A 12,958-nucleotide genomic window follows, 5' to 3' on the forward strand; every position below is an offset into this window, starting at 1 on the left:
TTCACGGCCCGTCACATCGGGAGGAGCGCCACCGGGGAGATCCAGGGGGCGGGCTCGAGTCCCGCCGCCCTCATGGGCTCAGCCCTTGAGGGCGGCGATGGACGTGAGCCGCGTACGGAGCGGCTCGGAGTATCATCGCTGAATCCAGACTGCGTCGCCTGGCCTTACTCTGCAGCCGGAGCGGGCTGCCCACGCGAGGCCACGGCCTTGTCCGCCTCGGCCTTTTCCAGCGCCCGCGCCTTCAGCAGTGAGGCCACGATGGAGCCTCCCAGCAGCAGCGCGATGACTCCCAGCGAGACGGCGGGCGGCACCTTCACCACGTCGATCAGCGCCATCTTCGCGCCCACGAACACCAGCACCCCGGACAGGCCCACCTTGAGGTAGGAGAACTTCTCCACCGCCCCCGCCAGCACGAAGAAGAGCGAGCGCAGGCCCAGGATGGCGAAGATGTTCGAGGTGAAGACCAGGAACGGATCCGTCGTCACCGCGAAGATGGCCGGGATGGAGTCCAGTGCGAAGAGCACGTCCGTCAGCTCCACCAGCACCAGCGCCATGAAGAGCGGTGTGGCCAGCTTCTTGCCGTTCTCCACCGTGAAGAAGTGATCCTTGTCGAAGTGCGGCGTGGAGGGGATGACGCGCCTCGCCAGCTTCATGACCGCGCCGTCCTCCGGGTGCTCCTCCTTGTTGCGCTGCACGAAGAGCTTCACGCCGGTGAGGATGAGGAACGCGCCGAAGACGTAGATGAGCCAGTGGAAGCGCTGCAGCATCGCCACGCCGGCGAAGATCATCGCCGCGCGCAACACCAGCGCGCTCAGGATTCCCCAGAACAACACCCGGTGCTGGTACAGCGACGGAATCTTCAGCGCCGAGAAGATGACGACGAAGACGAAGATGTTGTCGATCGATAGCGACTTCTCGATCAGATAGCCGGTGAGGAACTGCATCCCTGGCGTGGGCCCGAACTTCCACCAGATGCCCAGGTTGAACACCAGCGCCAGCGAGATCCACACCCCGCTCCACGTCAGCGCTTCCTTGAACTTCACCTCGTGCGTATGCCGGTGGAAGACCCCGAGGTCCAGCGCCAGCATCAACAGCACGAATATGATGAACCCCACCCATAGGGCGGGGCTGCCTATACTTGGTATGTCCATGGAGGGTTGTCTTTCTTTGTGAAGGGGGTGGGGTCGTCAGCGGGCGAAGGGCAGGGCGCTACCGCTCCAGCCCCGGGCGGCGGGCATCTGCCTGGCCTGCTCGAGCAGCCGGCGCACGCGCTCCTCCGTCCGAGGGTGCGTCGAGAAGAGCGACAGGATGTTCTGCATCCCCGCGAAGGGGCTCACGATGAACAGGCTCGCCGTGGCCGGACGCCCCTCCACCGGCAGCGCCATCGCCCCGGCCTCGAGCTTGCGCAGCGCGCTCGCCAGCGCCTCGGGGTCTCCGGAGATCTCCCCGCCCGTCTGGTCCGCCAGGTACTCGCGCGAGCGCGAGATGCCCATCTGGATGACCGTGGCCGCCAACGGCGCCACCAGCGCCAGTGCCAGCGTCTGCAGCGGAGAGAGGCCCTCCTCTCCGTCCTCGTCCCGGCCCATGAACATCGAGCCGAACAGGCCCACCGCGTGCGCCATGTACGTCACGGCCGAGGCCACCGCCGCCGCGATGGTGGACACCAGGATGTCCCGGTTCTTGATGTGAGCCAGCTCGTGCGCCAGCACGCCGCGCAACTCCCGCTCGTCGAGCACCTCCAGGATGCCCGCCGTCACCGCCACCACGCCGTGCTCCGGGTCGCGGCCCGTCGCGAAGGCGTTCGGCTGCGCCTCGTTCATCAGGAAGACGCGCGGCTTGGGCATGCCCGCCCGGGCCGACAGCTCCTCCACCATCCGATGCAGACCCGGTGCTTCACTGGGGCTCACCTCCTGCGCCCCGTGCATGCTCAGCACCAGCTTGTCCGAGTAGAAATAGGCTCCCAGGTTCATCGCCAGTGACAGCACCAGCGCGCCAATGAGGAATCCCTTTCCCAGCGCGGCGCCGATGCCGATGAGCACCACCGACAGCACCCCGAGCAGCAGGATGGTCTTGATCTGATTCTTCATGCTCCCTGAATTAAAGGCCCATCAATCATTCGGCAAATAGGTAATCAGGACGAAACCCTTCGGGAAAAACGAAGGGTGGCGGGCGCCCGTTTTCAGGTTCCCAGGGCAGACAGGCGGATATGGCACCGGGATCCCGGGCCGGGATGATGTGGCGGCGCTTTCTGTTCAGACCCCCAACACCGGCTGGACCTGAATGTCCACCGGGCTCGTGAGTACCTGGCCGGTCCCGGGAGGCGGTGAGCGGGCGTGGAGTCATCCGCGCCGCCCTGTCTCCGTGATCGGGAGTGCCCGGCGGGGCGGCACATCGCCGTCCGTCAGGGGCTCCCCGCCTCACGGCCCCTCTGTATGGAGAATCATCGTTGATTCGCTACCGACTTCTCTCCGCTCTGTGCGCGTCCTTCTTCGTGGCTTCCGCCGTGGGTTGTGGTCCGGCGGAGCAGGTGCCGGACTCGCGGACGCCCCCCAGCTTGAATGGTGATGGCATGGGTGGAGACCTGCCGGAGGACCCGGGGATCGCGACGCCTGCTCCCACTCCGACCCCCAGCACTCCAACGCCGGCTCCAGCTCCCACGCCCGAGCCGGTTCCCACGCCAACTCCCACCCCCGAGCCGGCCCCTGCTCCCGAGGCCCCTCCAGCGCCCGCGTCGGACACCGACGTCTTCGGCGTGAAGATGCTCTACCCGACGAAGACGGGCGGCGAGACGTGGTTCCTCAAGGACAACGCGCTGTCGGACACGCGCTTCGATCCGCAGGACTCCATCACCCGCAACGCGGATGGCTCCTGGAAGATGAAGAGCAGCCAGGTGCGCATGCACGCGCTGACTTCCACGGGCTACGACTCGAAGAAGATCCCCACGTATGACCGGGACGTCCTGGCGAGCCGCGGCTACATGCAGACCGCCAACGACTGGAAGAACGTGGAGATGACGGGCTTCGTCAAGGTGAACGCCGCCAGCAATTGGAGCGACAACTTCGCCTGGTACGCGCGCGGCGGCCGCCACACCGACTCGCTGGCTTGCGAGGGCTCCTCCTACAAGGGTGGTCTGCACTACGACGGCCGCGTCCGCTGGGAGAAGGAGTCCTGGCACGTGAGCTATGACAGCGTGCCCTACAAGACGGGCACCAGCTCGCTCAAGGGCCGCTGGGTGGGCTTCAAGTCCATCATGAAGAACGTCACCTCCAACGGGAAGCTGGCGGTGAAGCTGGAGCTGTGGCTCAACGAGAACGCGGACAAGGTGACGTGGAAGAAGGTCTACGACGTCACGGACTCCGGCCAGATCGGTGGAGATGCCACGAATTGCGGTGGCGCCGTGGATGCCATGCCCATCACCTGGGGCGGCCCGCTGGCCACCTTCCGTTGGGACAGCGCCTCGGACGTGGACTTCAAGTGGCTGAGCGTGCGCGAAATCACCGAGTAGGTCGGGTGGGTGGAGCCCACCTCGCATGATGGGTCTGGCGCGGGGATTTCCGTCGTCCCCGCGCCTTTTCCATGCACGGTGCGAGACTTCTGCTTGTTGTTGAACCGGGGGCTCGTACTTGGGGGCAAGTGGCCGCGGTGGGTCCCCCATACCAGCCTTCCCGCTCCACCAGCGCCTCGTCCGCGGCGCTGGAACTCGCGGGGGATTCGTCCATGCAGATCACGTTCCTCGGGCATGCTGGCTTCCTGATCGAAACCCAACACGCCCTGGTGGTCGCCGACCCATGGTTGTCTCCTCATGGCGCCTTCGACGCGGCATGGATGCAATTTCCACGCAACCATGACCTCGCTCCCATGGTCCGCGAGAAGCTCGAGCACTCGCCCAAGGAGCGCTTCCTCTACATCAGCCACGAGCACAAGGATCATTACGATCCCGACTTCCTGCGCACCCTGACGAAGCGGGACTTCACCGTCGTCATCGGCCGCTTCCGCCGCACGGCGCTCCGGGACGACTTCGTGGCCTATGGTGCCAAACGCATCATCACCTGCGAGGACTCGCAGGAGGTGCCCTTCAAGGGCGGCTACCTGAAGCTCTATCTGACGGACTCGGGCACCAACCGGGACTCGGCGCTGCTGGTGCAGGCGGATGGGCAGTGTTTTCTCAATCTCAACGACTGCAAGATTCACGATCGGCTGCCGGCGTTGGTCGCGGAGGAGGGGCCCATCGATGTCTTCACGGCCCAGTTCTCGGGCGCCATCTGGCACCCCACCTGCTACGACTACTCGCGCGAGGACTACGCCGAGCACTCGCGGCAGAAGCGGGGCAGCAAGTTCGAGGCGGTGGCTCGCGCCATGGAGACGGTCCGGCCCCGGGTGTACCTGTCCTCGGCGGGCCCGGCCTGCTTCCTGGATCCGTCGCTCTTCCACATCAACCTCGAGCCGGTGAACATCTTCCCCCGCGCCTCGGAGCTCTTCACGTTCCTCCAGCACCGGCTGGCCGGGAAGACGCCGCGCCTGCTCGAGCCCATGCCCGGGGACGTGCTCGACGCGGGCCTGGGGGAGATGGTCTCGCTCGCACCCGAGCGCGTCACCGAGGAGAACGTCTCGCAGTACCTGCGCTCCTACGCCGCGCTCCAGACGCGTGTCTTCCGTGAGCGGCGGCGCAACATGATGCTCGAGGAGGTGGACCGCATCCACCAGCGGCTGCGCGAGGAGATGCAGCAGAAGCTGGACGCCTTCTCGCTGGCGGACCGGGTGATGACGCCCCTGTATATGGGCCTCGTCGAGCTGCCCGGGCAGCTCATCCGCGTGGACTTCCGCTCGGGCCGGGTGGAGGTCGTCAGCGAGGTGAGGGACGTGAGCCGGTACACGTTCATCTCGAGCGCGGCGGACATCGTGCGCGTGTTGGATCGCAAGCTGAACTGGGAGGACTTCCTGCTGTCGTTCCGCTTCCGGGCCTCGCGCTCGCCCGATGTGTATGACGCCAGCCTGCACAACTTCCTCGCCGCCGAGATCGAGGATCTGCGCGCCATGTGCGACACCACGCTGGCCACCGAGTCGCGCAAGGAGCGCACCGTGGTGACGGCCGGCGGGATGCGTTACGCCGTCAACCGGTATTGTCCGCACCAGGGGGCGGATTTGCGCGAGGGATGGGTGGAGGAGGGGCGTTACCTCGTGTGCCCCCGCCACCGCTGGCGCTTCGATCTGCAGGAGGGTGGAAGCTGCGGCACCAACGGGTGCTCCGTGAAGGCCGAGTGCCTCGGGAAGGACGAGGACTCGCGGGAGTCCTCGGTGGAGCAAAGGCCGTCTCTGTGACTTCGCATCCCCTCCCTCTCCCCCCGGGAGAGGGTCGGGGTGAGGGTATTTGTCACCGTACTTGGATCCGTGCGGGGAAATGGGTCACGGGGTGGAGAGCAGCTCCACGTCGAACCGGCCGTTGTCCGTGCGCAGGCCCACCGGTCCATCGAAGGTGAGGGCCTCGGCTGGCAGCTCTCCTTCCCAGACCGTGCTCCCGTCCACCTGTACCTTCAGCGCCGCGCCCTGGAGCTCCGCTCGCAGGGTGTGGCTGCTCCCCGGCTCGAGCCCGGGCACCGCTCCCTTGCTCCGCGGTTTCACCGTCCGGTAGCCCCCGTTACCGCAATCATCCGAGCGGGACATCCCCGGGTTGTATTTCATCGACACCACCAGGCCCGCCTTCGGCTCCAGGCGCCACATCACGTAGACCACGTTGCAGCCGTCCCGCGCCCTCAGCTTCAGCCCCACCTGCCGCCGCAGCTCCCCTGACTGCAACGGCTTCTGCTCGCGCGTGGCCCCCAGGTAGGTGAAGCGCAGCTCGGCGACCCGCGCTTCCTCTCCTCCCGTGGCCCTCAGTCCCCGTGTCTTCGGCCCTTCTCCCGTGGACACCACCGCCCGCACCTTCGGGTCCTCGATGCGCAGGCGTCCCCCCGCCGCGGGCTCCAGCTTCCCCTGCGTCGCCTTCACCCGCTTCGCGGTGAGCGGGCCGTCCTCCCGCGTCTTCTTCATCGGCCCCCCTGGTGGAGACGCCGGTGGCGCGAGCAGCCCCAGCAGCGAGGCCAGCAGGAGCGGCCGGCCCATCATGGCCGCTCCTCTCCCAGGAAACGGCCCAGCTCCGCCACGTGCGTCTTCAGCCAGGCCTGCTCCGCCCTCAGCCGCGCCAGCTCCAGCACCAGGTAGTCCCGGTAACGGCGCACCTTCGCCGTCTCCATCGCCTGGAGCTCCCGGAGCTGTCCCTCCAGGTCCGTCACCAGCACCGACACCTCGCGCAGGCGCGCCTCCTCCGCCGAGTGTCCCGCCCGCAGCTCGCTCACCAGCCGGGCCACCTCCTGGCTCACGCCTTCCACGTCCTCCTCGAGCAGGCGCCGGCGGCCCTCCCGAGCCCGCGCGTTCGCCGGCGTCTGCCACAGGTTCCCCAGGTTGTACGAGACCGTCAGCATCCCGAAGAACGGCACGTCCTGCGGCACGTTGATCAGCTCGTCATAACCGCCTCGCAGCCCCACCTTCCACGCCAACGCACTCCGTTGGCTCGCGGCCTCCGCCTCCACCCGATCGTCCGCCGCGCGGAAGTCCTGCAACCACGTGGACAGTGGCCGCTCGGCGGGGCGGGGCAGGGCGGCGAGCCGCTCGCGCTCCTTCGCCGTCTCGTATGCCAGCAACCGCAGCCCATCCAGCCGCAACTGCAGCGCGTTGAGCTCCTCGACCGTGGCCCGGCCTTCCTTCACGTCGTCGCGCAGCGAGGCCAGCAGTTGCCCGGCCTCGGGCAGGGCGGCCTCCAACACCTGCGCCCGAGCGGCCAGCGCGGCCTCGGCGCCCACGTCCGTGCCCCGCTTCACCGCCGCCTGCAAGGCCGAGAGCGCCCGGTACCGTTCGCACTCCGCACTCGCCCGGCGTCGAATCGACAGTCCCCGGTAGAGCCCCACGAAGTCATATTCGACGCCCGCGATGAAACGCGGCGTCGGGCTGCCCAGAGGCCCGCCTTCGCTCCATCCGGCGTCGCCCGCATTCACCACGCCCGCGCCCACGAACACGTTCGGCGCGAGCAGCACCGCCGACTCGGCGTCGCCCACCCCACGCACGAAGGCGCAGTAGCCCGGAGATTCCTCCGGCTCCTGCGCACCCGCGACTCCCGCTCCGAGGCCGGCCAGCACGCTCCATGCAACCGCCCACCGCATGCCCGTCTCCTTCCTTGCTCCGGCCCTACAGAAGCAGCGGAGGACGCCCCAGAAGCAGCAGCTCGTCACGAGCCCAGCGTTCGTCCCGAAGCTTCAGCTCCACCATCACTCCGCGCAGCATCGTCTGGCGCACCGGGTGCTTGACCGTCACTTCTCCCTGCAGCACCTGGCCCACCATGCCCGCCTCCTGGCACCACACCAGCTTCAGTGCGCACCGGTACAGCGGCGTCCCTGCTCCCGCGTTCTCCAGGTTCTCGTACGGCACGAAGCCCACCGTCAGCCCCCGCTCGATGGCCTCCAGCCACGGCGAGCTCCGGATGGACGCCAGCAGCGCGTCGTAGCGCCCCACCGCCTCCTCCATCGACTTCAGGCTCTCCGTCAGGTGACGGCGCTCGCTCTCGGCCCGCGCTACCTCCAGCACCGAGCGCGTGTACTCGCGCTCCAGCAACAGCACCTCGGTGTTGAGGCCCGTGCTCTTGCCTCCCAGCGAGGCGTCGAAGCCGTCCAGCTCCCGCTTCACCGCCTCCAGCTTCGTCTGCAGCTCCGCCGAGCCCTCCGCCAGCGACAGGTTGCTCTGCGCCATCTGCGCCAGCTGGTGGTTGGCCGTCAGGTGCTCCTCTCGCTCCACCAGCCGCGCGTTGTAGAGCGCCTCGGTGCGAGTGCGCGCCATGCCCGCGTAGGCCCGGTTGGACTCGGCTATCTCCCGCGCCGCCTCCTGGTACTCCCGGCGCAGCGAGGCCAGCCGGCCCAGCGCCTTGGCGCGAGCCGTGCGCTCGCTGCTCAGTGCCACCCGGAAGCGCTGCTGGAAGTCCTTCTCCATGCCCACCAGCCGCTCGGCCTGCTCCAGCCGGGCCTCGAGGTCTCTCCGGTCCGCCAGCAACTTGTCGCGCGAGGCAGCCTGCTGCGCCAGTTGAGCGTTGAGCTGGAGGATCTGCGGATCGGTGGGAGAGACGACGGTGGGAGCCAGCCAGGAGTGGTTGACGAAGAAGAAGAGCTGGACGCCCAGATAGGAGACGAGCCCCACGAGGATGAGGGTCAGCAGCACCGAGCCCAGGGCCTTGTAGGCGTTGACGGCGAGCGTGTTGAGCTTGTTGACGATGCGCTGGTTCATGATGTCGAGCCCTCTCCAGCCGCGGACGGTGCGCTCGCGGGGGGCACTGCCGGTGCAGCGATCGGATTGCCTCGCGTCTCCCAGCTGCCCGAGTCCAGCGTGAACAACGCCAGCGGCGTGAAGAGCGCGTAGGTGACGGGCATCAGCAGCCCCATGGGCAGGAAGGACAGTGCTGGTACCCGCATCTCCGGGGGCAGGTCCCTCTTGTGGATGCGGTAGATGAGCCCCATGACCCCCATGACGGACATGTGCAGCAGGAGCACGCCCCAGAACTGCCCGTTGATGATGTTGTGGATGATGACGACGGGATAGGAGAGCAGCAGTGCCAGCTGTGACACGTAGTGGACACCCACCACCGGGTGCAGCCTCCAGGCGTGGCTCAGCCCACAGATCATGTCCACCAGGTTGGAGCGCCGCCACCTCAGTTGCTGGGAGAAGTAGCCCGCCAGCGTGGCCGGTGCCGCCGTCTGGCACCACGCCTCCGTGGTGTACACCGTCTCGTAACCCGCCTTGACGATCTGCCTCGTGAGGAAGCGGTCCTCCCCGTATTTGATGGGGACGCCAGCGATGTTCCTCGCCTCGAGGATCGGATCGAGCTCCAGCAGCACGTGGCGCCGGTACGCGGTGAGGCACCCGGACAGACACAGCACCGAGCGGAAGCTGCGCTCCAGGTCCTTGAGCCATTCCTGGGCGAAGTAGAACTTTATCTCTATCATCCGCGTCATCCAGTTCTGATGACGGTTGGCCACGTAGGTGCGGCCACCCACCGCGGCGATGCGCGGGCTGACGAAGCGGCGCACCAGCTCGCGCACGGCGCTCGGGTGCACCACCACGTCCGAGTCTACCGAGACGATGATCTCCGCGGTGGCCTCGCGCACCGCCCGGGCGATTCCCTTGCGCTTGCCCATGTTGTGGGGGTTGCGCATGACCCTCACATTGGGGCGGCCCTCGGCTGCCTTCAGTGCCCAGGAATGGCTGTCATCGGTGGAGCAGTCATCCACCACGCAGATGCTCAGCTTGTCGTGCGGGTAGTCCTGCCTCAGCAGGCTGCGCACGGCGTGGTAGATGCCCTCGCCCTCGTTGAAGAGGGGAATGACCACGGTGACGGTCGGCTGATAGCCGTCGTCGGTGGCGTCCACCCACCGGCCACGCACCCGCCGCAGCAGCGGACCGAGCACGTAGCGGTTCATCATCACCACCAGAACCAACAGGTGAACGGGGAACAGTTCCATATCCCAACCCGGCGCCGGGATGAGCCCGGCACGTCCCAGCACATACCCCTGAAGCTCTCCCCTGGCCTCGTCCCGCTCCGTTGTCCCTCGCGTCCCGGCTCCTCGCATGTTCCGGCGCGGTGTTTCGAGGCGGTGAAAGTCGGCCTGTGCCCGACCACTCACAACTGCCCCGCGGGGCAGTGGGAGGGTTGCCCATCAGGAGGTGCTCGGCAGGAGCCTGGGTCTCCTGACTGTCTTGACTTGCGCTGTTGTGCCGGGCAGCCCATTTTGCTGGCCTCCCTGGCGGGGACGCTTCGTGCGGCCGCCCGCTCCCTCGGTGATCGTCGTGCTCGGGGCACCTCACGGTGAGGGAAATGTTGCGTGCAAAAGGGGCGCGAGGCCCTGGTTCACAATCGCGGGGGGCGCGGATGTATCCGGGCGGGATGCGGTTGCGAGAGAGCAGGAATGCGGGGCGGCTTGCACGATTCGCCGGCATGGCCGCACGAGGCCTGCCGGCCGCGGTGGGACCGGGGTGGGCACGGAGGCATCTGCTCCTCGTGCTCGTGGCGCCCTTGCTCCTGCTCGCCTGCGCGGAGGAGCGTCAGATCGAGATCCAGTTCGCCGCCGAGGTGCGCGGCGAGCCCCTGCGCTGCGATGCGATCTACGAGAAGATCGGTACCTCGGGGACCACGCTCGAGTTGCTGGACTTCAAGGCGTATGTCCGCAACGTCGCGCTGGTGCGCGAGAATGGGGACAGGTACCCCCTGGTGTTGGAGGAGGATGGGCGCTGGCAGCGCCAGGCGATCACCTCGCGAGCGGGGCGCCGGTATCGCGAAACGGTCGCCATGCTGGACTTCGAGGACGGCACCGGCACCTGCAACACGGGCAGCCCGGAGATCCGCACCGAGGTGGTAGGCCTCGTGCCCGACTTCGACGACTACGTCGGCTTGGAGTTCACGCTGGGGGTTCCTCCCGAGCTCAACCACAGGAATGTGGAATGGGCTGATCCACCCCTCCATGTTCCCGGCATGTGGTGGAGCTGGACGAACGGTTACAGGTTCCTGCGTCTCGACGTGCGATCGGGTGGCAACAGGCCCTATGTCTTCCACGTCCGTGCCGACGGCTGCACGGGAACGCCAGACATCGGCGTCCACTGCGGCGCCGAGAACCAGGGCACCATCTTCCTCGAGGGCTTCGTGCCCGGGCGGAGCCGGGTCGTCTTCGACGTGGCCGCGCTCTTCGCGCACACGGACCTCGAGAGCTCCGGGACTGGGACGGCGGACACCGTTGCGGGATGCCTCTCCAGCGCCGACGACCCGGAGTGTGCCGCGCTGTTGTCTCATGTTGGGATCGGCAGTGGACCCATTGCCCCCGGCCGTGCGGGCGCCTTCATCCACCTGTCCACCCCTCTCGTAACGGAGTGATGAGACATGCCGCGACGATTCGCATGGACGGCGTTCTGCGGTGCCGTACTCCTCGGGCTGCTCACGCACTGCGGAGTGGAGGAGCAGACGAAGAAACTCAACTCGGCGCAGGTGTTGAACATCGTCTGCGGGCACGAGGATGCGAACCCGGTACTGAAGAAGGGCTGCGAGGGGAAGTCATGCGTGGTGGAGGGCCACGTCTTCGGAAAGGAGGTGGCCTACTTGTGGTTGGACGACGGAGACCTGGAGAGCGCGAACCTCATCCTCGAGGACACCTGGCCCGTTCCCCGGTTCGACCCCATCCACCTGCCGCCGCCGCTGACCTGGACGGAGGACCCCTACGACGAGAAGTTCTGGCGCTACGTGTTCTACGGATTGCGGCCCACTGCCCACCTCCTGTGGGCCTTCCGGGAGACGGGTGATCGGCGCTACCGCGACAAGCTCATGGACGTCTTCAAGAGCTTCGCCGCCGACGCCAGGAGCTCCGTCTTCAGCCAGGACAAACACGGCACCGCCTACCGGGCCATGGTGCTCGTCAACTCGTACTGGAAGCTCAAGCACGCGGACGCCCTCTCCAAGCAGGAGGCGAAGCTGCTCGAGCAGCTCATCTTCGATGACGCGCGCTTCCTGGAGGATCCGGAGAATTTCGAGGCCGGGTTCAACCACGGGTTCGCCGAAGCGGCGGCGTTGCTGCTCATCTCGGAGAACTTCCCGCGCCACCCGGACGCGCCGTACTGGCGTGACCTGGCACTCGCCCGCTACGACGGTCTGCTCTCGGACATCATCGGCTCGGATGGCTTCATCATCGAGAACTCTGTCTATTACCAGTTCTACGTCTTCACCCAGGTGTATCAGCTGGCGAAGTGGGCTCAGACCCACGGTGTGGAGCTGCCCGCGCAGGTAGGGCCCGCGCTGGATCGGATGGCCCGCTTCGCCTCCTATGTCGTGCAGCCCGACGGGCATATCCCCATGCTCGGGGCGAGCCAGCGCCTGCTGGTGCGCAAGCACCAACCGGTGTTGCTCGCACGGATGGGCGCGGTCTTCCCCGAGTTGGCTCACATGCTGACGGCGGGCATGTGCGGCAACGCGCCCACCGAGCGTCTCGCCTTCTTCGAGAGTTCCGGCGTCGCCGTGCTGCGCTCTTCGTTCGATCCCTCCCTGGACTACCGGGCACAGACGCACCTGGTCTTCGACATGGGGCCCTACCGCACGGACCACAGCCACCTGGACGCCCTCAACGTGGTCCTCTACTCGGCCGGGCGCACGCTGCTGGCCGACTCCGGGATGTTCACCGAGGAGCCGGGGGAGGAGGAGGACTACTTCCGCAGCACCCGCGCCCACAACACCGTGACGGTGGACGGACTGGACCAGCGCGAGGGACACGCCACCCCCAACCTGTCCGCGAAGGGAGGGGAGTGGCTCTACCAGTCGGGCTTCCACACGCTGTACGAGGGGGTGCACCACTGGCGCGCGGTGATGGTGCTGGAGAAGGACGTCGTCCTGGTGTTGGACCGGCTCATCTCGGAGGGCTCGCACCGCTTCGAGCAGCGCTGGCAGTTCCAGCCGGACCTCACGGTCTCCACGCAGGGCACCTCCGCTTCCGTCGCCGACGAGACGGGCAAGCGCGTGCTCCAGGTCGTCCAGGCCCTGCCCGAGGGATTGTTCGTCTCCATGGTGCGCGGGGCCACCGGGCCGTTCGACGGGTGGTACTCGGAGGACTACGAGGTACGCAAGCCGTCGACGGTGCTCGTCTACACGCGCGAGGGCACCCAGGCCCACTCCGCGACCCTCTTCACGAGCGGCCTGAACGCCATGTCGCCGGCCCGTGTCTCCGCCATGCCGTGGCCGGATGGGGTCAAGGTATTCGTTTGCGCCGCGGGCCGCGCCTATCTCATCCGGGTGGAGAGGCCAGCCAAGGCGGACGAGGCCGTCACCATCACCTCCGCACCCGCGGCGTGTGAGCAGGAGGTCGGCATCCTCGGCTCGTTCTAAGCCAGCCGAATCAGGGGTCTGTCCTCA

10 protein-coding genes are annotated in these 12,958 nt (G+C 67.3%); 4 read left to right on the forward strand and 6 right to left on the reverse strand.

Annotated features, from left to right (window positions below; all coding sequences use genetic code 11):
• Positions 1-164: 164 nt before the first annotated feature.
• Both BO221_RS45020 and BO221_RS45025 read right to left on the reverse strand, forming a co-directional pair.
• Positions 165-1,151 (reverse strand): TerC family protein, encoded by a 987-nt coding sequence (locus tag BO221_RS45020; protein WP_073567110.1) that lies wholly within the window; start codon positions 1,149-1,151, stop codon positions 165-167.
• Positions 1,152-1,187: 36 nt separating this feature from the next.
• Positions 1,188-2,087, reverse strand: a complete 900-nt coding sequence (locus BO221_RS45025; RefSeq protein ID WP_073567111.1) for a zinc metalloprotease HtpX — start codon at positions 2,085-2,087, stop codon at positions 1,188-1,190.
• Positions 2,088-2,446: 359 nt separating this feature from the next.
• On the opposite strand from BO221_RS45025, the gene BO221_RS45030 reads away from it, so the two are divergent.
• Together BO221_RS45030 and BO221_RS45035 are read left to right on the forward strand one after the other, a co-directional pair.
• A complete protein-coding gene (locus BO221_RS45030; protein ID WP_073567112.1) occupies positions 2,447-3,505 on the forward strand; it encodes a carbohydrate-binding protein in 1,059 nt (352 codons plus the stop codon).
• Between the two features lie 212 nt (positions 3,506-3,717).
• Positions 3,718-5,319: a Rieske 2Fe-2S domain-containing protein gene (locus tag BO221_RS45035; RefSeq protein WP_073567238.1), complete on the forward strand. Its 1,602-nt coding sequence runs from the start codon at positions 3,718-3,720 to the stop codon at positions 5,317-5,319.
• Positions 5,320-5,403: 84 nt separating this feature from the next.
• Here the strand turns inward: BO221_RS45035 and BO221_RS45040 are convergent, their stop codons facing one another.
• From BO221_RS45040 to BO221_RS45055, 4 genes are read right to left on the reverse strand one after another with little or no spacing between them, the layout of a single operon-like run.
• A complete protein-coding gene (locus BO221_RS45040; RefSeq protein WP_073567113.1) occupies positions 5,404-6,102 on the reverse strand; it encodes a hypothetical protein in 699 nt (232 codons plus the stop codon).
• Positions 6,099-7,193 (reverse strand): TolC family protein, encoded by a 1,095-nt coding sequence (locus BO221_RS45045; RefSeq protein ID WP_073567114.1) that lies wholly within the window; start codon positions 7,191-7,193, stop codon positions 6,099-6,101. Before BO221_RS45045 ends, BO221_RS45040 begins: the two co-directional genes overlap by 4 nt.
• 25 nt (positions 7,194-7,218) lie before the next feature.
• Positions 7,219-8,304, reverse strand: coding sequence for a hypothetical protein (locus BO221_RS45050; RefSeq protein ID WP_073567115.1), 1,086 nt, complete (start codon positions 8,302-8,304; stop codon positions 7,219-7,221).
• Positions 8,301-9,536, reverse strand: coding sequence for a glycosyltransferase family 2 protein (locus tag BO221_RS45055; RefSeq protein WP_073567116.1), 1,236 nt, complete (start codon positions 9,534-9,536; stop codon positions 8,301-8,303). The genes BO221_RS45050 and BO221_RS45055 overlap by 4 nt, the downstream gene beginning before the upstream one ends.
• Before the next feature lie 473 nt (positions 9,537-10,009).
• Between BO221_RS45055 and BO221_RS45060 the strand changes: the two genes are divergently transcribed.
• Together BO221_RS45060 and BO221_RS45065 are read left to right on the forward strand one after the other, a co-directional pair.
• The gene (locus BO221_RS45060; RefSeq protein WP_073567117.1) at positions 10,010-10,939 is read left to right on the forward strand and encodes an MbnP family copper-binding protein; all 930 of its coding nucleotides are present in this window, start codon (positions 10,010-10,012) and stop codon (positions 10,937-10,939) included.
• Positions 10,940-10,945: 6 nt separating this feature from the next.
• Positions 10,946-12,931 (forward strand): alginate lyase family protein, encoded by a 1,986-nt coding sequence (locus BO221_RS45065; protein ID WP_073567118.1) that lies wholly within the window; start codon positions 10,946-10,948, stop codon positions 12,929-12,931.
• The last annotated feature ends 27 nt before the right edge of the window (positions 12,932-12,958 follow it).

This window comes from Archangium sp. Cb G35 (assembly GCF_001896145.1).
Lineage (GTDB): Bacteria > Myxococcota > Myxococcia > Myxococcales > Myxococcaceae > Archangium > Archangium violaceum.